Annotated in this window: 26 protein-coding genes; 14 read left to right on the forward strand and 12 right to left on the reverse strand. The window is 65.5% G+C overall.

The window, feature by feature from the left end; genetic code table 11:
* Window positions 1–159 precede the first annotated feature (159 nt).
* Window positions 160–963 (forward strand): ZIP family metal transporter, encoded by an 804-nt coding sequence (locus AC5FRW_RS00615; RefSeq protein ID WP_493566477.1) that lies wholly within the window; start codon window positions 160–162, stop codon window positions 961–963.
* Here the strand turns inward: AC5FRW_RS00615 and AC5FRW_RS00620 are convergent, their stop codons facing one another.
* Window positions 964–1,476 carry a hypothetical protein gene (locus AC5FRW_RS00620; RefSeq protein ID WP_493566478.1) on the reverse strand — a complete coding sequence of 171 codons (513 nt, stop codon included), beginning with the start codon at window positions 1,474–1,476 and terminating at the stop codon, window positions 964–966.
* A 152-nt stretch (window positions 1,477–1,628) separates the two neighbouring features.
* Between AC5FRW_RS00620 and AC5FRW_RS00625 the strand changes: the two genes are divergently transcribed.
* Genes AC5FRW_RS00625 through AC5FRW_RS00635 form a run of 3 tightly spaced genes read left to right on the forward strand, consistent with a single transcriptional unit; the run spans window position 1,629 to window position 2,728 of the window.
* The gene (locus tag AC5FRW_RS00625) at window positions 1,629–1,781 is read left to right on the forward strand and encodes a 50S ribosomal protein L39e (RefSeq protein WP_493566479.1); all 153 of its coding nucleotides are present in this window, start codon (window positions 1,629–1,631) and stop codon (window positions 1,779–1,781) included.
* Entirely contained in the window at window positions 1,781–2,059 is a 279-nt protein-coding gene (locus AC5FRW_RS00630; protein WP_493566480.1) for a 50S ribosomal protein L31e, read from the forward strand. The genes AC5FRW_RS00625 and AC5FRW_RS00630 overlap by 1 nt, the downstream gene beginning before the upstream one ends.
* A gap of 3 nt (window positions 2,060–2,062) precedes the next feature.
* Window positions 2,063–2,728, forward strand: a complete 666-nt coding sequence (locus AC5FRW_RS00635) for a translation initiation factor IF-6 (RefSeq protein WP_493566481.1) — start codon at window positions 2,063–2,065, stop codon at window positions 2,726–2,728.
* A 16-nt stretch (window positions 2,729–2,744) separates the two neighbouring features.
* On the opposite strand, the gene AC5FRW_RS00640 is transcribed toward AC5FRW_RS00635, so the two are convergent.
* Window positions 2,745–3,488, reverse strand: a complete 744-nt coding sequence (locus tag AC5FRW_RS00640; RefSeq protein ID WP_493566482.1) for a hypothetical protein — start codon at window positions 3,486–3,488, stop codon at window positions 2,745–2,747.
* Between the two features lie 160 nt (window positions 3,489–3,648).
* Here AC5FRW_RS00640 and rpl18a point away from each other — a divergent pair, with 160 nt between their 5' ends.
* Genes rpl18a through ftsY form a run of 3 tightly spaced genes read left to right on the forward strand, consistent with a single transcriptional unit; the run spans window position 3,649 to window position 5,410 of the window.
* A complete protein-coding gene (gene rpl18a / locus AC5FRW_RS00645) occupies window positions 3,649–3,822 on the forward strand; it encodes a 50S ribosomal protein L18Ae (RefSeq protein ID WP_493566483.1) in 174 nt (57 codons plus the stop codon).
* Window positions 3,819–4,283, forward strand: coding sequence for a prefoldin subunit alpha (gene pfdA / locus AC5FRW_RS00650; RefSeq protein WP_493566484.1), 465 nt, complete (start codon window positions 3,819–3,821; stop codon window positions 4,281–4,283). Before rpl18a ends, pfdA begins: the two co-directional genes overlap by 4 nt.
* Before the next feature lie 11 nt (window positions 4,284–4,294).
* Complete coding sequence (gene ftsY / locus AC5FRW_RS00655) at window positions 4,295–5,410, forward strand: signal recognition particle-docking protein FtsY (protein WP_493566485.1); 1,116 nt, start codon at window positions 4,295–4,297, stop codon at window positions 5,408–5,410.
* A gap of 57 nt (window positions 5,411–5,467) precedes the next feature.
* Here ftsY and AC5FRW_RS00660 read toward each other — a convergent pair whose 3' ends face one another.
* From AC5FRW_RS00660 to AC5FRW_RS00675, 4 genes are all read right to left on the reverse strand, one after another.
* Window positions 5,468–7,303, reverse strand: coding sequence for a PDC sensor domain-containing protein (locus AC5FRW_RS00660; protein WP_493566486.1), 1,836 nt, complete (start codon window positions 7,301–7,303; stop codon window positions 5,468–5,470).
* Window positions 7,304–7,732: 429 nt separating this feature from the next.
* Entirely contained in the window at window positions 7,733–8,878 is a 1,146-nt protein-coding gene (locus tag AC5FRW_RS00665) for a thiolase family protein (RefSeq protein ID WP_493566487.1), read from the reverse strand.
* Between the two features lie 74 nt (window positions 8,879–8,952).
* Window positions 8,953–9,603: a bifunctional 4-hydroxy-2-oxoglutarate aldolase/2-dehydro-3-deoxy-phosphogluconate aldolase gene (locus AC5FRW_RS00670; protein WP_493566488.1), complete on the reverse strand. Its 651-nt coding sequence runs from the start codon at window positions 9,601–9,603 to the stop codon at window positions 8,953–8,955.
* Window positions 9,604–9,903: 300 nt separating this feature from the next.
* Entirely contained in the window at window positions 9,904–10,278 is a 375-nt protein-coding gene (locus AC5FRW_RS00675; RefSeq protein WP_493566489.1) for a cupin domain-containing protein, read from the reverse strand.
* 110 nt (window positions 10,279–10,388) lie between these two features.
* On the opposite strand from AC5FRW_RS00675, the gene AC5FRW_RS00680 reads away from it, so the two are divergent.
* Complete coding sequence (locus AC5FRW_RS00680; protein WP_493566490.1) at window positions 10,389–11,798, forward strand: signal recognition particle protein Srp54; 1,410 nt, start codon at window positions 10,389–10,391, stop codon at window positions 11,796–11,798.
* A gap of 24 nt (window positions 11,799–11,822) precedes the next feature.
* Here the strand turns inward: AC5FRW_RS00680 and AC5FRW_RS00685 are convergent, their stop codons facing one another.
* On the reverse strand, window positions 11,823–12,407 hold the full coding sequence (locus AC5FRW_RS00685) for a methyltransferase family protein (RefSeq protein WP_493566491.1): 585 nt from the start codon (window positions 12,405–12,407) through the stop codon (window positions 11,823–11,825).
* 114 nt (window positions 12,408–12,521) lie between these two features.
* On the opposite strand from AC5FRW_RS00685, the gene AC5FRW_RS00690 reads away from it, so the two are divergent.
* From AC5FRW_RS00690 to AC5FRW_RS00700, 3 genes are all read left to right on the forward strand, one after another.
* Window positions 12,522–13,100: a magnesium transporter gene (locus tag AC5FRW_RS00690; RefSeq protein WP_493566492.1), complete on the forward strand. Its 579-nt coding sequence runs from the start codon at window positions 12,522–12,524 to the stop codon at window positions 13,098–13,100.
* Window positions 13,101–13,149: 49 nt separating this feature from the next.
* Complete coding sequence (locus AC5FRW_RS00695; protein WP_493566942.1) at window positions 13,150–13,668, forward strand: magnesium transporter; 519 nt, start codon at window positions 13,150–13,152, stop codon at window positions 13,666–13,668.
* Between the two features lie 75 nt (window positions 13,669–13,743).
* Complete coding sequence (locus AC5FRW_RS00700; protein ID WP_493566943.1) at window positions 13,744–14,781, forward strand: nucleoside recognition protein; 1,038 nt, start codon at window positions 13,744–13,746, stop codon at window positions 14,779–14,781.
* 49 nt (window positions 14,782–14,830) lie between these two features.
* Here the strand turns inward: AC5FRW_RS00700 and AC5FRW_RS00705 are convergent, their stop codons facing one another.
* Window positions 14,831–15,721 (reverse strand): CBS domain-containing protein, encoded by an 891-nt coding sequence (locus AC5FRW_RS00705; RefSeq protein ID WP_493566493.1) that lies wholly within the window; start codon window positions 15,719–15,721, stop codon window positions 14,831–14,833.
* 64 nt (window positions 15,722–15,785) lie between these two features.
* On the opposite strand from AC5FRW_RS00705, the gene AC5FRW_RS00710 reads away from it, so the two are divergent.
* A complete protein-coding gene (locus tag AC5FRW_RS00710; protein ID WP_493566494.1) occupies window positions 15,786–16,709 on the forward strand; it encodes a lamin tail domain-containing protein in 924 nt (307 codons plus the stop codon).
* Between the two features lie 28 nt (window positions 16,710–16,737).
* On the opposite strand, the gene AC5FRW_RS00715 is transcribed toward AC5FRW_RS00710, so the two are convergent.
* The gene (locus AC5FRW_RS00715; RefSeq protein WP_493566495.1) at window positions 16,738–17,307 is read right to left on the reverse strand and encodes a hypothetical protein; all 570 of its coding nucleotides are present in this window, start codon (window positions 17,305–17,307) and stop codon (window positions 16,738–16,740) included.
* 67 nt (window positions 17,308–17,374) lie between these two features.
* On the opposite strand from AC5FRW_RS00715, the gene AC5FRW_RS00720 reads away from it, so the two are divergent.
* The gene (locus AC5FRW_RS00720) at window positions 17,375–18,478 is read left to right on the forward strand and encodes a molybdopterin-dependent oxidoreductase (protein ID WP_493566496.1); all 1,104 of its coding nucleotides are present in this window, start codon (window positions 17,375–17,377) and stop codon (window positions 18,476–18,478) included.
* Between the two features lie 24 nt (window positions 18,479–18,502).
* Here the strand turns inward: AC5FRW_RS00720 and AC5FRW_RS00725 are convergent, their stop codons facing one another.
* Genes AC5FRW_RS00725 through AC5FRW_RS00735 form a run of 3 tightly spaced genes read right to left on the reverse strand, consistent with a single transcriptional unit; the run spans window position 18,503 to window position 20,154 of the window.
* The gene (locus AC5FRW_RS00725) at window positions 18,503–19,144 is read right to left on the reverse strand and encodes an HAD family hydrolase (protein WP_493566497.1); all 642 of its coding nucleotides are present in this window, start codon (window positions 19,142–19,144) and stop codon (window positions 18,503–18,505) included.
* Window positions 19,141–19,563 carry an RNA-binding domain-containing protein gene (locus tag AC5FRW_RS00730; RefSeq protein WP_493566498.1) on the reverse strand — a complete coding sequence of 141 codons (423 nt, stop codon included), beginning with the start codon at window positions 19,561–19,563 and terminating at the stop codon, window positions 19,141–19,143. Before AC5FRW_RS00730 ends, AC5FRW_RS00725 begins: the two co-directional genes overlap by 4 nt.
* A gap of 15 nt (window positions 19,564–19,578) precedes the next feature.
* The gene (locus AC5FRW_RS00735) at window positions 19,579–20,154 is read right to left on the reverse strand and encodes an AAA family ATPase (RefSeq protein ID WP_493566499.1); all 576 of its coding nucleotides are present in this window, start codon (window positions 20,152–20,154) and stop codon (window positions 19,579–19,581) included.
* A gap of 84 nt (window positions 20,155–20,238) precedes the next feature.
* Here AC5FRW_RS00735 and AC5FRW_RS00740 point away from each other — a divergent pair, with 84 nt between their 5' ends.
* Complete coding sequence (locus tag AC5FRW_RS00740; protein ID WP_493566500.1) at window positions 20,239–20,613, forward strand: YccF domain-containing protein; 375 nt, start codon at window positions 20,239–20,241, stop codon at window positions 20,611–20,613.
* Window positions 20,614–20,961: the final 348 nt, after the last annotated feature.

Below are 20,961 nucleotides of genomic sequence, written 5' to 3' on the forward strand. Positions count from 1 at the left end.
TATGTCTGATAATGTATCCGGTATCGTCCAAGGATGTGGGGTCTCTCGGCAGAATTATAGGTGTTCTAGGACTGGGTGGGCGCAGTCGGCAGTTTAGGTCTCCCGAAAAATAGTCATATTGGTGATAGGTCTTATTACCGTCCACGGGCAAGCACCGGTATGGCACTCGTCGAGAACCTCGCTCTCGTGTTTGTCGCTGGTTTGATAACTGCGCTGGCGACGGGGCTTGGAGCGATCCCCTTCTTTCTGGTCGAGGACTTCAGCGACCGGTGGAACGTCGCGCTCTGGGGTGTCGCCTCGGGGATCATGGTCTCGGCATCACTCTTCGGTCTCGTGCGGGAAGGACTCGCGTACGGGTCAGCACTCTTGCTCGTGCCCGGTCTGCTTGCCGGCGTCGTGCTGGTCGTCGCCGGGCACAGCGTGGTCGACTCTTTCGATCACCACCCCAAACAGTTCGAAGCCGCGGATTTCAAGAAACTCGTGTTGATTCTGGGCGTGCTGACGATCCACAGTTTCCCCGAGGGCGTCGCTATCGGCGTCTCGTTCGCCGAACTGGGGTTCGCCAGTGCGGAGACCATCGGCGTGTTCGGCGTCGCGATCCCGGTGCTTGCGGTGTTTATGACCATCGCCATATCCATCCACAACGTCCCGGAAGGGGTCGCCATCTCGATTCCACTGCGCTCGATGGAGATCAGCGAGTGGAAGATGGTGTGGTGGGCCGTCTTCTCGTCGCTGCCCCAGCCCATCGGCGCGGTCATCGCTTTCGCCTCTGTCCGTCTGGCCCGGGAGTTTCTCCCCTTCGGCTTTGGCTTTGCGGCCGGCGCGATGATCTATCTCGTCGCGACGGAGTTCGTTCCCGAGGCACTGGACTACGGCAAGGGACTTCCGGGCGGCGGGAAACGGGAACTCGTGACGGGCGCGCTCACCGGCGTGTTACTGATGGTGCCACTGGCGTTCGTGTAGTCAGAACCGATTCTTCACGACTTCCAGATCGACGAACGCTGCGAGCGGTTCCGCGAACTCGTCGACGCGGTTCTCCATCCGGTAACTGGAGTGGTCGACGACGAAGTAGTAGGGACCACCCACGTCGATCGACTCCCTTGCCCCGCCGTCCTGTGTCGCGGCTTCGTACGTCGATCCGTCGCCGTCCCGCGGAAGAGCAACTTTGCTGAACGCTTCGTATCCGGCCGGCGTACGGTCCGGCTCTCGGCCTTTGATGTACGCCTCGTAGTGTTCGTACTCGTCCTCGCCGGCGAAAAAGTACACGTCGAAGCGCCGGTCGTCCGACCGGACCGTGTAGGAGATCGCACCGCCGGTGTCCGAGATGTCGGGAATCTCCTCGACCCAGCCACTGCCGGGTTCGACGCGAACACTCTTCTGGACGCTCACGATCGCTTCCCCACCCAGTCCAAGACAACCGGCGGTTCCCAGTGACGCTCCAGCGCCGATCGCCTGCAGGAAACCCCTTCTTTTCATCTATGATACTATCCAGTTTTCAACCGCTTAATCGTAACTGCCCAGTTTCTATCGGTGATAACGCCGCTCGTTGTCGGCGTTCGAGACGACGGTGCGCCACGTTGGTCGAAAAGAACACACATTTAAGCTACGGCGCGGAAAGGACGCACATCATGAGCCGGAAATCCAAAGCCCAGAAGAAGCGACTGGCGAAGCTCGACCGACAGAACAGTCGGATTCCCGCGTGGGTCATGCTCAAGACCGACCGCGAGGTCCAGCGAAATCACAAGCGCCGCAACTGGCGACGGAGCAACACTGACGAATAATGAGCGCCAACGACTTCGAAGAGCGGGTCGTCACCGTCCCGCTTCGTGACGCCGACGCCGAAGCGAACCACAAGAAAGCAGACAAGGCGATGACGCTGATCCGCGAGCACCTCGCGAAGCACTTCGCCGTCGACGAGGACACCGTCCGCCTCGACCCCTCGATCAACGAAGCGATCTGGGAGCGCGGCCGGTCGAACCCGCCGAGTAAACTCCGCGTGCGTGCCGCCCGCTTCGACGAAGAGGGCGAGAGCGTCGTGGAAGCCGAGACTGCAGAGTAAATCTTGCTCCGCGCGGCTTTCTCGGGTTCGTCGTACATCGGTGTCTTCGCCCGGACGACGGACGACTGTCTGCTAGTTCGCCCCGACATCGAGGAGTCGTTGCAGGACGACCTCGGTGCAGAGCTTGGTGTGCCGGTCGTCCCGACGACGGTCGGTGGCTCCGGGACCGTCGGCGCGCTCGCGACCGGGAACGAGAACGGGCTGCTCGTCTCCAGTCGCGTCAGCGACCTCGAAATCGACCGGATCACCGAGGCCGTCGACCTGCCGGTCCACGAACTGCCGGGTCGAATCAACGCCGCCGGCAACGTGGTCCTCTGTAACGACAGCGGTGCCTACGTCCACGCCACCCTCTCGGACGAGGCCGTCGCCGCCGTCGAGGACGCACTCGACGTCCCAGTCGAACGCGGCACGCTCGCGGATGTCGAGACGGTCGGCACCGCCGCCGTCGCCACGAACCGCGGCGTCCTCTGTCACCCGAAAGCGACCGACCCGGAACTCGACGCCCTCGAAGCACTCCTCGACGTGCCGGCCGACATCGGGACGATCAACTACGGTGGGCCGCTGGTCGGCTCTGGCCTGCTCGCCAACGAGAACGGCTACGTCGTCGGACAGGACACGAGCGGCCCGGAACTGGGTCGCATCGAGGACGCACTGGGCTACATCGACTAGCCTGCCGACTCGCTGCTCATTCTGTCGGACTGATCGTCAGATCGTCGAACCACGTCTTTCCGCCCGCTCCGTTTGGGCTTTCTTCGATTCCGAACGCGACCGTCCCCGCCGGCAGGGACTCGCCGACGGCCAGTTCGACCCGATGATCGCCGTCGACAGCGGCGGTGATCCGTTCGTCTGTCAGTTCGATTTCGAGCCGGTGGGTCCCCTCGGCACCGATCTCGGGGAATCGCTGCCGGAACCCGCCGGTGGGTCCGCTGACGACCAGCTGTTGTGGGCGCACCTGCACGTACGTACTGGCTCCGTCCGGCACGTCGCCGATGCCGACCGTGCAGTCGCGAAACTGTGGGTCGGAGCCAAACCGGAAGTCGACGCTGATCGTCCCACCACCGGGCCACCGAAGCGCACCGGCCGGCGGTGCGAGCAGCGCTTCAGCGCCAGTGTCGACCGTGTCCACGAGCGCACTGTTGCCGTCGATCCCAGCCGTCACCGACCACGATTCGTGTGAGCCGGTGATCGGGCGGTACTGCCCGAGTCGACCGCCAGCGAAGTCGTCGCTGAAGCCAGCCGACCGTGCCGTGGCCCCTGTCTCGCTGCCCGCCGTGGATGCCCCCTCTCGTTCGGTCGTGGTCGCCGTCTCGATGGTCGTCGCCGTCGATTCCTCCGTGTCGTTCCGACCGGGACAGCCGGCGAGACCCGCCAGCCCACTCCCGGCAAGCGCCAGCACCCGTCGTCGTCGAATCGTGCGCTCGCTCGCCATCGTCGTCTGGTCGTGGTCACACCGGCTTTGCAATGGCGTCGATACCGTTCCCGTAGCCAGCGGCTACTCCGTCGACGGATGGCGACGACGGTCGCTGTGGGCCGCTGTCACGCGTATCGCAAGGAGAAGATACTTCCCTGTCCCCGCCACATCCAGAGGCATGAGTGAGTTCACGGTCACGGGAACGTTCGAGTCCCGCGACGGCCCACAGGAGTTCGAGAAGTCTATCGAGGCACCGAACGAGAACGTCGCGCGCGACCGAGCCTTCGCTGCTTTCGGTTCCGAGCACGGTCTCAAGCGCACACAGGTCGACATCAGTGAGGTGGCACAATGATGGGCGGTGGCGGCGGTGGCGGCGGCCAGATGCAGCAGATCCAGCAGGAGATCGAACAGATCGAGCAGGAACAGGAAGCTATCGAGGAGGAGATCGAGAGCCTCCGTACCGAGCAGACCGAGATCGACGAGGCCATCGAGGCCGTCGAGACGCTCGACAGCGGCGACACGGTGCAGGTTCCGCTGGGCGGCGACGCCTACCTCCGTGCCGAGATTCAGGACATCGACGAGGTCATCGTCTCGCTGGGTGGCGGCTATGCCGCAGAGCGTGACGAGGACGGCGCTATCGCCAGCCTCGAAACGAAGAAAGACACCATCGACGACCGCATCGAGGACCTGCAGGGCGACATCTCCGAACTCGAAGCCGAGGCCGAGCAGATGCAACAGCAGGCCCAGCAGATGCAACAACAGCAGATGCAGCAGATGATGCAACAGCAGCAGGAAGAAGGCGACGACGAGTAAGGTAGGAGCCGATGTTCGACGGACTGAAAGACAAGCTCGGCAGCTTCACCTCCGATGTCGAAGAGGACGTCGACGAGGAGGCACAGGAAGCCGCCGAGGCAGAGGCGGAGACAGAGAGTGACGACGCTGCCGTCGAGAGCGAGCCCGAAGAAGCCGCCGCGTCGACCGACGACGCCGACCTCGACGAGGCCGGTGACTCGCCCGACGCTGCCGACGAAGCGGACGACGCTGCCGACGACCGCGGCCTGACAGAGAAGGCCAAGATTCTCGCCACGGGCAAGTCGATCATCGACGAGGACGATCTGGAGGGGCATCTCGACGATCTGGAACTGGCCCTGCTGTCCAGCGACGTGGAGATGGGCGTCGCCGGCGAGATCCTCGATGGCGTCAGGGAGAACCTCGTCGGCGAGACCCGTCGCCGCCTCTCCAGTACGGGCAACCTCGTCCGTGACGCCCTTCGTGAGGCGCTGTACGACGTGATCAGCGTCGGCCAGTTCGACTTCGAGCAGCGCATCCGCGAGGCCGACAAGCCCGTCGTCATCATCTTCACCGGCGTCAACGGCGTCGGAAAGACGACGACCATCGCGAAACTCTCCGAACGCCTCGAAGGGCAGGGGCTGTCGACCGTGCTCGCCAACGGGGACACCTACCGTGCTGGTGCGAACGAGCAACTCCAGAAACACGCCGACAACCTCGACCGGACGCTCATCTCCCACGAGCAGGGATCGGACCCCGCGGCTGTCATCTACGACGCCGTCGAGTACGCCGAGGCCCACGACACGGACGTGGTACTCGGCGATACGGCCGGGCGACTCCACACCTCCGACGACCTGATGGCCCAACTGGAGAAGATCGACCGGGTGATCGACCCGGATATGACCATCTTCGTCGACGAGGCCGTCGCCGGACAGGACGCGGTCAACCGCGCTCGCGAGTTCGACGAGGCAGCCGAGATCGACGGCGCAGTACTGACGAAGGCCGACGCCGATCCACAGGGTGGCGCGGCCATCTCGATCGCCCACGTCACCGGGAAGCCGATCCTCTTTCTGGGGACCGGGCAGGACTACGACGACCTCGAACGGTTCGATCCCGAGGCGGTCGTCGACCGATTGCTCGTCGACGAGTAAATCGGCGACCGACTGCGAATTTTGGGTTTCGCTCACCTGCCTCACACCGACCGCCGATCAGTCGTCGGTGTCTTCGACGCGAGTCGGGCCTTGCGTGAAGACGAACTCGTGTTGTTCGTCGGTCTCGAAGCGCCCGATCACGTCGGCGAGTGGCTGGACGTAGTGTACCAGTTTGTCGGCCTGTTTGGACACCTCGTTGAGTTCTGCGGCCTGTTCTTCGGCGGCACCGGCGACCGTTTCCGCCTCCGAGAGCGTCTCGTCGGTGTGCTGTGCAACGGTATCGAGCCGTGTCGCGACGGTGTCGAGTGCCCGGTGGCCCGCTTCGAGGTCACCCGCGTCGAGTGCATCGATCGCTTCGTCGACGGCTTCGGCGGCGCGACGGACCTTCTCGCGTTGCTCGTTGGTGTCGTCGGAGATCGTCTGGATCGACGTGGCGACCTGTTCGGCAGCGATGCGGACACTCTCGGCGCTGGTCTCGACGACAGTGCCAGACTCTTCGACCTGATCGGCGAAGGTCTCTAACTGGCCGATCGTCTTTTCCAGTTCCGCGATCATCGCGTTGAAGTCGTTTGCGATGGCGTCCATCGCGTCGTTCTCGCCGTCGGTCTCCATGCGCTGGGTCAGGTCGCCGGCCGTGGCCCGATCCATGACGACAGAGTACGCCTGCGCTTTCCCTTCCAGATAGTTGTTGGTCTCGATGGCCTCGGTGCGCGCCACTTCGGCCTCCTTACGGGCGCGCTCGGCTTCGTCGATCTGCTCGCGCAGCGAGTCACGCATCGTCGCGAAACCGTCGTAGAGATTGCCGATACTGTCGATTCGATCGCTCTCGATCTGTACGTCGAGGTCGCCAGTCTGCATCGTCTCGGCCTTTCCGCGTAGCCGGTCGAGTGATCGAGACGTGTTGTGACCGATCACCGCACCGACGACGCCGATGATCGTGACACCCGCGAGCGTGGCGAGCAGCCCCTGTGTGACGACGCTTCGGACGACGCCGTAGGCGGTATCGATGTCCGTGTGGACGAGGACGACCCAGTCGGTGTTCGGAACGCGGGCGTAGCCGACCACGTATTCGTCGTCACCGATGGCGGACGTTTCGCCGACGACGCCCGTCGCCGGACCGCCAGTGGTGGCCCCGCCGCCGGATTGATCTGCAGTACGTGCCGCGGCCGCTGCGCCGTTGTCTTCGCCGTAGTCGACGAGTCGCTTGCCACGCGACTCTCGAAACAGGACCTGATTCCGGGCATCGACGACGAACGTGGCACTGTCACTGCTCGATTCGAGCCGCGAACTGTAGCGATTCAGCGGCACGGTGTAGACCACGACCCCATCACGCTCGGGGATCGGGCTGCTGTATGCGATCCGCCTAGAGGGGTCCCCTTGCTCAGAGGCACTCCGGTATCCGGGTGTCACTGTCGTCCCTGTGTCCTGAAGGGCCTGACGAACCGTTCCGTTGAGCGTATCGATGTTCTCGCCGACGAACTGTGCTCTCGTCGACGCTTCGATGGTGCCGTTGGCCGTGTCTACGTAGTGGAGGTTCGCCGTCCGGTCGCCGTTACTACCAAGGACGCCGCGGTTGCGCATCTGGGCGGTGACCACGCTCTGGATCTCGGTTGTGTTCCCGTTCTGGACGGTCTCGGTGTTCGCGACGGCCGAGACGAACTGGAGATTCTGCTGATTCCAGCCAGCCAGTTGCTGGGCCTCTTCGTGGGCGATATCGGCGTGTCTGTCGTCGACCTGCTGTTTGAACTCCGACTGGATCTGTGTGGTCCCGGCGACACCGACACCGCCGACCATGACACCGATACACAGCAGTGCAATGAAGAACTTCAGCGCGAACCGTCGGCGGATCGCGTTCGGTGTAATCTTGCTGAGGAGTGACGACAGCCCACTCATCGGCCACCTCCGCGCTCGCTCACTCGACAGTGATTCAGCTGATGCCGACGCAGCAAGTGATGTCCGTTCGTTTGCATACTAATCGCCACCACGGCACTATTTGATAAATATTAGGTTTTCCGGAATGAAATAGAGTATTTTACTATTCTTTCCGCCAGTGGTGGATGTCTGAACACACAACTGCTATTCGGACGGATCGCCGATGTCGGTTCAACGATTTCGAATCCGTGGGTACACGACTGCAGTTGACAGCCACCGAGACAGTAATACTGGAGACGGGGCGCCACTGCCGGGACCATAGGGCGATTGCTGCTATCGGGACGATACAGTCGACGGACGGGTCGACTGGGCTGCTGTTGTGTGGTGCTGTCCGACGACCCGCTCTAGCCCAGTGTAACGACACGGTCCTTCTCGCAGCGCATACGCCCGCTACGGGCGTTCGAGCACCGTAACCACGACGCAGTTACCGAACCCCCCGACGTTGCAGGCGAGGCCCACGTCGGCCGCGACCTGGCGCGGGCCCGCGCTGTCGGTCAACTGCTCGAACAGTTCGACCCCCTGTGCGACGCCAGAGGCCGAGAGTGGATGTCCTTTCGACTTGAGACCACCGGAGGTGTTGATCGGCATGGCTCCCGTTCGGTGGGTCCGTCCGGCGACGGTGTCGCGCCACGCCGCGCCCGCGTCGGCCAGCCCCAGTGCCTCCATCTGGAGGAGTTCGAGGATGGTGAACATGTCGTGGAGTTCGGCCACGTCGATGTCTTCGGGACCGAGTCCGGCCCGGTCGTAGGCCCGACGGCCGGCCTCGCTGGCGGCCGGCATCGTCGTCAGATCCTCGCGCTGGTGGACGACGTGGGTGCCGGTCGCGCCGGCGACGCCGGCGACGCGGACGTAGGGCCGGGCGAGTTCGCGGGCCCGTTCCTCGGTGGTAAAGAGTAACGCGGCGCTCCCGTCCGAGATCGGACAGAAGTCGTAGAGTCGGAGCGGGTCGGCGACGATTGGTGAGTCGAGCACCGTCTCCACGTCGACCCTCTTCTGGAAGTGGGCCTTCGGATTGTCGACGCCGTGGGCGTGGTTCTTGACAGCGACTTCGGCCAGCGCCTCGCGTGGCGCGTCGTAGCGCTCCAGATAGTGGCGGGCGGTGAGTCCGGCAAACGAGGGGATGGTAACGCCGTGTCTGTACTCGCAGGGATGGGTGATCGCCGACACGCCGTCCGTCGTCTCGGCCGTCGAGGCGTGGGTCATCGTCTCGCCACCGACCAGCAGCGTCATCTCGCTCTCGCCGCTCGCGACCGACCGCCACGCTGCGTAGATGCCCGCGCCGCCGGCCGCGGAGGTCTGATCGACACAGCGAGCGTGGGCGGGATCGGTCCCGAGATCGCCCGAGAGCGATGCCATCAGCCCGCCATCGCCCTCGTAGTCGCCACTGGAGCGGGCGACCAGCAGGTGCTCGACCTCGTCGGGACCGACGCCGGCGTCGTCGAGACACGCCGTCGCGGCCTCGGCCAGTAGCTCGCGCAGCCACGCCTCACGCTGGCCGAACTGTGTCATCGCCGCGCCGACGATGGCGACTGCCATGCCGGGGCGAACCGACGGTCGGCGATTGAGTGTTTCGATCCCGAACGCCGAGTGAAAAAACGGAGCCTGATCGCTCAGTTCCGGGCGTCTTCGACGGCCTGGACGAACTCGGCGGCCTGCTCGCGTACGCCGTCCATGTCACCGGCCTCGATGGCCTCGTAGTTCACGAGCGCGGAGCCAGCGCCGACGGCGACTGCGCCAGCGTCGAAGTAGTCGTCGACGTTGTCCGCGGAGACGCCGCCGGTCGGCATGATCGGCACGTCACCGAGTGGCCCCTGCAGCGCGCCGATGTGGCTCGGACCGACGGTCTTGGCGGGGAACATCTTCAGGATGTCCGCACCGGCGGCCATCGCCGCGTCGGCCTCGGTCGGTGTCATGACGCCGGGGATGGCGACGACACTCTCGCGATTGCAGACCTCGATGACCTCTTCGTTGAGATTGGGCGCGAGCACGAACTCCGCGCCGGCCTCGATGACGTTGCGCGCAGCGGCGGCGTCCATCACGGTACCGGCACCGATGACGGCGTCGGTCCCCTCCAGCGCGCGGTCGACCTTCGCGATCATCTCGCTACAGCGCTTGGCGTCGGCGGTCAGTTCAAGCGCCGTGACGCCGCCCGCGTGGATCGCCTTGGCGACCTCGACGATGTCGTCTTCGGGGATGTCTCGCATGACTGCCGTGACGCCGCTGTCGACGATGCTGTCCATGACGGCCTGCTTGTTCGTCATAGGCGGGCCTGCGATGGGCACGGGCAAAAGTCCACCCCATCTCGCTCGTTCGGCGTCAAGTTCGCTCCGTGGGAACGACGTACCCGAAAAGGCGTCCATCGGCATCGTCTCCAGAAAGCGATCCAGTCCCAAAGCACTTGTCTTACCGATGACAATACGGCCATATGACGGACAGGACGACAAAGCCGATGGCACCGGATCTGTCAGTGTTTCCTGACTGGGTGGGGACTGCGGTCATGCTCCTCGCTGCCTTTTTGATTTGCGTGTTCGTTGCCTTCCTATTGATGGATACGTTCTAGTTCAGCCCTCTCGCTCGTACGGGATCGCCGGATCGGTCTTCGGTGCGCCGGTCCCCATCACGGTCACGTCCCCGTCGGCATCCGCGGGATTGTACGCGCGGTGGGGACTCTCCGGTTCCGCCACGAACACCTCGCCGTCGGGCACGACGTACTCCTCGTCGGGCGTCTCGACGTGCAGTGTCCCAGACAGAACGACGAACGCCTCCTCACGCTGGCGATGGGAGTGGTACACGCGAGGGAGCTGCTCGCCGGGTGCCATCGTGTACTGGGCGAGGTGCAGGAGCGTCGTCTCGGCGTCGTCAGAGACGGCACGGCGGTCGCAGGGGTAGTCCTCGGTCGCGTCGAGGTCGTCGGGATCGATCTGGTGGTAGGACATAGCGGGTAGCTTGTTCGGTTGTGGTTTGTAGCTGTCGGGCGGTCGCCGAACTGCGCGTGACGACCCAGCAGACAAAGCCTTTAACGCCGTGGTCGCGTATCGGTGAGCAAATGGTACTCGACGATTTGGGTAGTTCCCTTCGGGGAACCCTCGACAATCTCCGTGGCAAGTCCCGCATCTCCGAGGAGGACGTGCAGGACATCGTCAAGGAGATTCAGCGGTCGCTGTTGCAGGCCGACGTGGACGTCGGCCTCGTTCAGGACCTTTCGGACAGCATCAAGTCGCGGGCCCTCGACGAGGAGCCACCCGCCGGCACGACGCCGCGGGATTGGGTGCTTCGCATCGTTTACGAGGAACTGGTCGATCTGGTGGGCGAGTCGGCCGAGATCCCGCTGGAGGGCCAGACGATCATGCTCGCCGGCCTGTACGGGTCGGGGAAGACCACCACCGCGGCCAAGATGGCGTGGTGGTTCTCGAAGAAGGGACTGCGCCCGGCGATCATCCAGACCGACACGGACCGGCCCGGCGCGTACGACCAGTCAAAGCAGATGGCCGAACGCGCGGAAGTCGAGTTCTACGGCGACGAGGACGCCGACGACCCCGTGAAAATCGCCCGCGACGGACTGGCGGCGACCGAGGACGCCGACGTACGCATCGTCGACACGGCCGGCCGCGACGGCCTGAACGAGGAACTGATCGACCAGATCGAGCGCATCGGTGCGGAAGTCCAGCCCGACCGAAACCTGCTCGTCATCGACGCCGCGATGGGCCAGTCGGCCAAGGATCAGGCCCAGGAGTTCGAGGACGCAATCGGCATCGACGGCGTCGCCATCACCAAACTCGACGGGACGGCGAAAGGTGGGGGCGCGCTGGCGGCGGTCGACCAGACCGACTCCACTATTGCCTTCCTCGGGACCGGTGAGACTGTCAAGGACATCGAGCGCTTCGAGCCGTCGGGCTTCATCTCCCGGCTGCTCGGAATGGGCGACCTCAAACAGCTGACAGAGCGCGTCGAGCGCGCGATGGAGGAGACTCAGGCCGAGGACGAGGACTGGGACCCCGAGAACATGATGGAGGGGTCGTTCACGCTCAAGGACATGCGCAAGCAGATGGAGGCGATGAACAACATGGGACCGCTGGATCAGGTGATGGACATGATCCCCGGACTGGGTGGCGGGCTGATGGACCAGCTACCCGACGACGCCATGGACGTGACCCAGGAACGAATGCGTGACTTCGAGGTCATCATGGACTCGATGACCGAAGAAGAGTTAGAGAACCCCCGTGTCGTGGGCAAGTCCCGGACAGAACGCATCGCCCGTGGCTCGGGCAAGCCCGAGGAGCGCATCCGCGAACTGCTCCAGCAGCACAAGCAGATGGACCAGATGCTCAATCAGTTCCAGGGCATGGGCGACGGCGACATGGAACGGATGATGAAACAGATGCAACAGCAGGGCGGCGGCCCCGGCGGCGGCATGGGCGGTCTCGGCGGCGGCGGTGGCGGTCCGTTCGGCGACTGACTCCGGTCGCGCCGTTTCTCGCAGTCACCACACCCCGGGCACAAGTCGATACGGTGTCCGTTCGACGTAGGTCTCGTACTCGTCTAATTGCACACGGAGTGCTCGTTCCTCGACCGTGATCCGGTAGCCAAAGCCAAGGAGTGCACCCGAGAGCGCGGTGACGATGCTCAAGACGTTCCCGGTGGCGATCCCGATACCGAGATACGTCACTACCGCGCCGGTGTAAGAGGGGTGGCGAACGTATCGATAGGGACCCCACTCGACGACCGTGTGCTCGTCCTTGATCGCGACCGCGTGACTGAACTGCTCGCCCAGTGCCAGCATAGCCGTCAATCGGAGCACGAACCCGGCGAGCATCACGCCGATACCGAGCCAGAACGCCGGGACGGGCGGGAAGCGGTTCCCGATGCCGACGAACGGAACGGAGAACGCAAGCGCCGTACCGAGGGCCGTCGTCGCCCAGAGCACGCCGAAGGACCCTCGTTCGAGCGCGGTGTCGGTGTCGGGTCGCCAGAGGCGGCGCGCGAGGACTTCCCGGAGCGCGAGGAGACACGCCACACCGAAGAAGACGGAGAGATAGGGCTGCTGGACGAAGCGTGGCGTCGGCATACGAGCCGCTACACCGCACGCGAAAAAATGTACATCGCTTCCGGTCTCGCTGGACTCGCTTACCTGCTGACCGAGTCACCGGTGTTTTTGCCGGCCCCGACCGTTCGCCCGCCAATGACGGTCCGCGAGGTCGCCGCCGAGGCCTACCGGGAGACGCTGCCCGTGCTGGTGTTGAGCGCGGTCGGCGGTCTGTTCGCGGGGCTGGTGCTGGTCGGGATGGAAGCCGAACTGGCGGCCGTGCCCGGCCTGCTCGTGCTGGTCCCGGCACTGCTTGCGACCCGTGGCAACGTCTATGGCTCGCTGGGGGCGCGACTCGGATCGGCGCTCCATCAGGGGGTGATCGAGCCGAACCTCGGGGTGGGTGACGACCGACTCAACGCCGCCGTCGCAGCGGCGCTGGCAAACGGCGTCCTCGTGAGCGGCTTCGCGGCGGTGCTCGCGGTCGTCGTCCTGCGCGTACTCGCCGAGCCAGTGGCTGGCCTACTGACGCTGGTGGCGATCGCGCTCCTTGCGGGGCTGATCTCCGGGCTGTTACTGACGGTCGCCGTCGTCACCGTGGTCCTCGTCGGCTATCGCCGAGGGCTGAACCCCGACACGCTGGCGGGGCCGGTCGTGACGACGACGGGCGACGTGGTCGGTATCGCGACGATGCTCGTGGCCGCCCGTGTGGTCCTCGCACTCGGGGGTGGGTAGCGTGGTCGAGTACGCCAGCGAGTGGACCGTACGCGGGATCGTTCGGACGATGTTGCCGCTGTTGCTCGTTCTGACCGGAATCGAACTGGTGAGCGGGCTGGTGCTGGATACGTTCGAGGCGACGTTGCTTGCCGCGCCGTCGCTGCTCTTGCTCGTGCCCGTCACGATCGGGATGGCCGGCAACCTCGGGAGCGTGCTGGCCGCGCGGCTCTCGACGGCGTTTCACCTCGGCTTGCTCTCCTTTTCGCCGACGGACGACCGACTCGCTGGCAACGCCGTCGCGACGGTCGCGCTCTCGGTGACCGTCTTCCCGCTGGTCGGGGCCAGTGCGTGGGGCCTGACAGCGGCCGTCGGGGAGACGGGATTACGACTCGTCACGGTCGTCGCCGTCGCCTCGCTGAGCGGGCTCGTTCTCGCCGTCCTCGCCGTGGTCGTCACGGTAATCACGACCTACGTCGCCTACCGCTACGGGCTGGACCCCGACGACGTGGTGGTGCCCGTGGTCACGAACGTCTGTGACGTGCTGGGCGTGCTGGTCCTCTTTGGCGTCTATCGGGTCCTTACGTGAGGCCGGCAGGTCCCTGACGGCCACGTCAGAATCGACGCGCCTTTGCTCGTCTCTCCCCGACCCCTGAACGTGCAGGTGACGAGCCAGTTCGCCGGCCCGCTCGCCGACCTTCTCGTCGGGACCGTCCTCCCACGAGTCGGGACCATCGCCGTCGCGCTCGCGGCCGGCGTGTTCCTCGCGAACGTTGCCGTCGCCTTCGGCGTCGTCGAGTACATCGCCGCCCTCTCGAAGTACCTCACCGAACCCGCGAATCTCCCGCGCGAGGTCGGAACGGCCATCCTCGCGACCACCGCCTCGCCGACGGCGGGCTACGGGATGCTCGCGGAGTTCCGCGAATCGGGGGTACTGGACGATCGGGCGACGCTCGTGGCCGTCACCATCAACACGTTCTTCGGGTTCGCCCAGCACATCTTCACCTTCTACGCGCCCGTACTGATCCCGATTCTTGGCCTGCGCGTCGGCCTGCTGTACGTCGGAGCGCGGGCCGCGATCTCACTGGCGATCACGGTCGTGGGTATCCTCGCCGGGGCACTCTTGCTCTCTGATCGGAACGTCGACCGAAGCCGGATGCCCGACGTCGAGGACCCGACTGACGGGGACGACAGCGCGCGAGAGAAGGTCCGCGAGGCAGCCGAATCGACCGCCGAGAAACTCCGTGACATCCTGCCGCGCCTGCTCGCGATCTACGCCGTCGTCGCCGTGCTGGTCGACTGGCAGGAGATTCCGGCGCTGGTCGACGTGGTCGCCGCTGCGAGCGGGACCGGTCTCGACACGCTCGTCCCGTCGATCACGGACGCGATCGGGGCGTTGACCGGCATCGTGGGTCTGCCGAGTGCCGCCGTCGGCGTCGTCGCCGTCTACGCAATCGACACCACGAACGGGGCCATCGTCACCGCGCCGCTGGTCGAGAACGGGACGTTCACCGTCCGACAGGCCGTCGCGACGATGCTCGTCGGCGGGATCGTCTCCTTCGCGTTCTCGACGTTCAAGCGGTCGATCCCCTTCCAGTACGGCATCTGGGGGGCCGACTTCGGGTCGAAAGTGATCGCGGTCAACACCGTCCTCAAGATCGTCTTCATCGCCACCGCGGTCGCGGTGTTGCTGGCACCGTGACGGGTCCCCGCGAAGACCATCGGTTCACGTCCCGGCAGTGGCTCGAACGCTACGTCGGCAGTTCGTCGGCCAGCACGACGGCATCGCCCTCGATCACGACGGCATCGTCTTCGTCCAGTACTTCGGTCAGCAGGCGATACCGATCCCCGCCGAGTGCCTCCGTCACCTCACAGTGGGCGCTGACTCGCTCGCCGATGTCGACGGGGGTCTTGTACGCGACTTCTTGCGAGAGGTAGACGATCAGGCCGGGCAAGCGCGCGAGCGCGGCGCTAATCGTGCCGCTGACGAGCGTCCCGTGAGCGATGAGGCGGCCAAAGCGCGTCCGCTCGGCGAACCCGGCATCGAGATGGAGACGGTTCGTGTCGCCGCTGGCGTCGGCGAACGCTTGCACGTCGCCCTCGTCGATCACTTTCGTGAAGGTGACGCTGTCGCCCACGTCGATCTGGCCGTCGTGGGTGCCGAAACTCTCGAACTCCCACGTCTCGTCTTCGTAGGCTGTCTCTGCTGTCCCGTCACGCCGACGGGTCGAGCGTTCGGATTCTTCGGCCCGCAGGCGGGCCAGCGTCGGGATGTAGTACGAGAGGTCCACGGCGGTGACGATGCCAGCCAGACAGCCGTCGGCGTCACAGACGGGGAGTTTCTTGACCCGCTCCTCGCGGATCGTCGCCGCGAGGTCGTCGATCGACGCATCCGTCGTCGTCGTGACCACGGGCGTCTGCATCACGTCTCGAACGGGGGTCTCCCGGGCCGCGCCGACGACGAACTGGTGGACCACGTCGGCGTCGGTGACGATCCCGACCGGTCGGTCGTCCTCGGCGACGATCACGGACCCGATCCCGCGCTCGTCGAGCAGTCTGGCGGCCTCGGCCAGCTGAGTCGCCGGGAACACGGTCACGACCGGTGTCTGCATCACATCGCTGGCGGTGAGTGAAACAGTCATCTCGGGTGACACGTCTCCCGGCGACACCAAAGCTTTCTCCCCGCACCGTCTCGGTCCGTGACGAATGGCTCGTCATCTCCTCGTGGGACTCGTCGTTACACTCGCACTCCTCGCTGGCTGTGTCTCGGTCGTCCCCTCGACGCCGGCCGACACCACCCCGGCCGCTCCCGGCGATGCTGTCCCGGCCGACAGCGAGCGCCTGAACGCGACGGTGGTCCGCGTCGTCGACGGCGATACGGTCGAGGTACGCTACGACGACGGTGAAACCGACACCGTCCGTCTCGTCGGCATCGACACGCCGGAGACCCGCGGGGGCACCAGTCCCGAGGAGTTCGAGGGCGTGCCCGACTCTGCGGCCGGACGGGCCTGTCTCGCGACCGCGGCCGACGACGCCACCCGCGCGCTGGAACGCTTCGCGGCCGACAAACCGGCCGTGCTGGCGGTCGATCCCGACACCGACCGCCGGGACCGCTACCAGCGCCTGCTGGCCTACGTCGTCGTCGACGGCACGAACCTCAACGAACGCCTCGTCGCCGCGGGCCACGCTCGCGTCTACGACTCCTCGTTCTCGCTGGCCGAACGTTTCTACGACCTCGAAGCCAGCGCACAGGACGAGCGCCGTGGTCTCTGGGCCTGCACCGACCCCGACGCCGCGACCGCCGCCGACGGACTACACCTCCGCGTGGTCGCCGACGCCCCCGGTGACGACCGCGAGAACCCCAACGGCGAGTTCGTCGTGCTCGCGAACCCCACCAGCGACCCCCTCGCCATCGGCAACTGGACGATCACCGACGAAGCCGACCACACCTACACCTTCCCGCCGAACGCGACCATCCCCGCCAACGGCTCTGTCCGACTCTACTCCGGGTCGGGCACCGACACCGCGACCGCGTTCTACCGCAACGACGGCCCCATCTGGAACAACGGCGGCGACACCGCCACTCTCACGGCCGCAAACGGGACCGTCGTCGCAGAAGTGTCGTACTGAACCGACCATCTGGGACACGAGGGTCCGTTCACTCGGATGGTAGTGGTGTACTCGTTATTCTGGGGCACGCAATCTCGTTCTGCGTCGAGAACAGTCCCAGTGTCCCGCTCGGAGCGATCTGGACAACGACGCTGAAGCAGTCCGGATACCCGTACTCCGCGGGATCGACCGTCTGCCACTCGTGGCCGGACAGACGCGCCGAGACGGTGAACTGTCCCGCTTCATCGGGCCACGTCTTTTCTGGCAGCGCCCCCGGAATCTGACTGTCTGTCGGATCGTCGGCGGCGATCTGGTAGGTCTGGTCGAGCCTTTCTTCACCTTCCCACGTAACGCGAAAATCGACTGTGTGGGGCTCGGTATCGCGGTTGTTGATCAGCGGCCGTGGAAGACGGCTGCCCTTCGGTTCTGTGCCCAGAGACAGGCATCCTCCGAGTGAAACAGTCGCGATTCCGGCGAGCAATCGTCGCCGTGCTGTCCGCTTTGCCATCGCTGTGGGCAGCCCTGTCGACTGTGTGGGCGATACGCTTTGTGAATCATTCTCGGGCGTTTCCTTGATCCCTCGGTGCCCGATTCCGAGCCACGCGTCGGTTTCGACCATCGCTGCGCGCTCGTTCTGACGATTGTTAGCGCGACATGCACAAGCACGTCCAGTCCTAAGCTGGCACATGCGCCGGCCGGATCACGCTATCCGTGCGGCCGTCTCCGCGCTCGAACCCGGCCCGAGGGTCCTCGACTGGAGCCTCGCCGCGAGCGTCGCCGTCATCCTCGCGACCGGCCTCTACAGCCTCGTCGTCGGCCGGCCGACGGGAGCGTGGGTGTTCGATCTCCACGCCATCGCCGCCGTCGCGCTGATCGTCCTGCTCGCGTTCAAACTCCGCCGGGTCGCCCCGCGGGTCGCCCCGTCCCGGCTGACCGGGCCGCGCGTCCTCTCGATACTGCTGGCCGTCACCGCTCTCACGGCCCTCGCGACGGGGGTCTGGTGGGTCTTCGGCGGGACGGTCGCTCTCTGGGGGTGGGGACTGCTGAACCTCCACATCGGCGTCGGCCTGCTCGTCCCGATCGTCCTCTTGCTCCACCTCCGCCATCGGTTCCACGACCCACGAGCGGTCCCGAACCGTGACCGTCGCACGGCCCTGCAGTTCGCCGGCGTGATGGGCGTCGCCGCGGTCGCGTGGCGGGGCCAGCGTGCCGTCAACGACGTGTTCGACACCGCCGGTGCGGATCGGCGATTCACCGGGTCGCGCGAGGACGGCAGCGACGACGGCAACGCCTTTCCCGCCACTAGCTGGATGGCCGACGATCCCGACCCGATCGATCCCGACGACTGGACGCTGTCGGTCACGGGCCGCGTCGAGACGCCGGCGACGTTCACGACCGAGGACTTCGCGTTCGACGCTCCCGAGCAGGCCAGCGAACAGCGCGCGCTGCTGGACTGTACGAGTGGCTGGTACTCCGAGCACGACTGGCAGGGCGTCGCCGTCGCCGATCTGCTCGCCGCCGTCGACCCCGACGACGCCGCCCGGTGGGTGCAGTTCCGTTCAGTGACGGGCTATCGCTGGTCGCTTCCGATCGAAGAAGCCCGCGAGGCGCTGCTGGCGACCCACGTCGACGGCGACCCGCTCAGTCACGCTCATGGCGCACCCCTGCGACTGGTCGCGCCCGGTCGCCGGGGGTTCCAGTGGGTCAAGTGGGTCGAGGAAGTCCGACTCTCGCGCACGCGTGAGATCGGCGAGTCCGTCGCCATCTTCGTCAGTGGACTGGACGAGTGACCGACGACAGAAGTATCCGAACTGCTACAGCATCGCGGTGAACGTCTCGAACAGGTCCACGTCGGCGTCCTCGTAGTGGATCGGGACGAAGCCGGCTTCGCGGGCCGCCTCGACATCGGCCTCGTAGCTGTCGCCGACCATCACGTACTCCTCGGCAGCGATGCGGTCGTGGACCGCGGCGTACGGTTCGCCGCTGGTCTTGTGCCCGCCAACGTCGTACGAGACGACCGTCTCGTCAAGATACCGGTCGATGTCGTGGTGGTCGATCTTGGCGCGCTGCCAGTCGCCGACGCCGTCGGTCAGGACGACCACGGTGGTCTCGTCGTCGTCGGCCAGTTCCGACAGGCAGTCGTGGACGGCCGGGGGGACCGTCGTCGCCGCGAACTCCGCCTCGCGCAGGGCCGCGACGAGCGAATCGATCCGCTCGCCGTCGGCATGACCGGCGGCGTCGAGCGCGGCGGCCATGCCGGCGTGGTAGGGTTCCGGTTCGACCGCTTCGAAGGCCGCGAAAAATCCCTCGTCGTAGGCTTCACCCATCGCTGCGCTCGCTGTCCCCAGCTCCGCCTCGAACACGGATTCGAGGATCGCGTCGAACCCTCGCTCGTACTGGACGAGCGTTCCGTCGAGATCGAAGCAGGCGGCGGTCGTGACTGACACGTGTGTCACGTCCCGTCCATCTCGATCGGGGCCCCGTCCTCGGTCGGCGGCGCGATGGCGTCGATAAAGGCCTCGGCCGACGGCTCGGTGACCTGCACGCGGACGTGAATATCGCCCAGTTCGGAGGGACCGCCGACGGCGAAGTTGATCCGGCCCTCGAAGGCAGCCTGCTTTTTCAGGTCGAACGAGAAGGTGTCGTTGCGCAGATGCTCGAAGAAGACGCCGCGTGCGGTGTCGAGGATCTCCTCGCGGTGGAGTAGCTCCGAGAGGTGACTCAGGTCGTGAATCTCGGCGGTGAGTTCGCCGTCGGCGAACGTCGGTTCGGCCGTCGGGAAGATGTTCGTGATCGCGTCGGCGACGCGGTCGGTCACCTCGGTGTCGTTGACCGGTGCGGTGACCTGCACGTCGATACTGTAGACTGTGCTCATCGTTCTCTGGGGAATTCAGTCATCGTACTGTTGGTCGTCGCTCTCGACGCCGTCGGTCAGGAGTGTCCGTACTTTCGCCCGGAACGTCGCCAGCGTGTCGGTGTTGTCGATGGTCACGTCCGCCCGCTCCATCGCTTGGTCCATGCCAAAGCCACGCTCGCGCTCGTCGCGCTCTTCGAGGGACTCGCCGCCCTCTTCGGCACCCTTATCACGACCGCGTTCGGCCAGTCGCTCCTTCCGAACCTCGAAGGGCGCTTCGATGCTCACCAGCGAAAAGTCGTCACCGAAGGCGTCCTCGAAGGCGTCGACCTCCACGTCCGACCGGACGCCGTCGACCAGCACCACGTCGCTCGATTCGAGTTCGGCCTCGATCAGCGGGAGCGACCGCTCGGCGATGGCTGCCGGTCCGTTCTCCTCACGCAGCGCTTTCGCGACCGTCCCGTGGTCGGTCGCCGGGTCGAGACCGCGGTCCCGCGTCTCTGCTCTAATCACGTCGCCCATCGTCACGACCGGCACGTCCAGTTCGTCGGCGACGTTGGCGGCCTCGCCCTTGCCACTGCCGGGCAGCCCGACCGTCGCGAGTACTTCCATTGGAACGTCGTAGTTCCAGCCTGCGCATAAGAACTGCGTTTACTTGGCAACAGCCCTATACCGTCCTCCGGCGTATCGCACGATATGACCCAGCGTTCCCTGTTCGTGCGCGCCCTCTGGTTCGTTTTCGTGGGCTGGTGGCTCACGCCGATCCTCGTCAACGTCGCGTGGCTGCTGAACGTGACGATCATCCTGATTCCACTGGGCATCAAACTCATCAACCTCGTCCCGACGGCCCTGACACTGGCCGAACCTCGATCACTCGCAGACAGCGACGAGAGCAGCCAGCACTCGCTGGTCGTGCGCGCGGTCTGGTTCGTCTTCGTCGGCTGGTGGCTCTCGTGGCTGTGGGCCAACGTCGCAGCCGCCCTCTCGCTGACGATCATCGGCATCCCCGTGGCGATCTGGATGTTCAATCGCCTGCCCTACGTCACCTCGCTGTATCGCTTCCACGGCTAGCAGAACCGAGTGATAACGCCCGAGCGCTCGCTGGAGCGGACACCGTCTCGAAAGCCCTCGGCGCGCTCGTGGTTCCGCGCCTCGCTACGGTCCTCGCTCGCGGTGCTCGCTGTGGTCCTTGCTTCGTCGGGGAACCGACGACCCCGCCTCGCCCTTTCATCCGCCAGGCTCGTAGATTGTCCGTCAGTCTCTGTCCTGGTGGATGAAAGGGCGAGGAGCGTTCCGGGAACCCCGGTGACGAAAGCACTGGAGCGAGCGCAGCGAGCGAAGCGCGCGCAGCGAACCGCGGGACTGGAACGGTCCGAGGGCTTTCGAGACCTTCTCTGCGCTCCTCACCGCCGCTGACAG

The organism is Halomicrobium sp. HArcht3-1 (assembly GCF_058933345.1).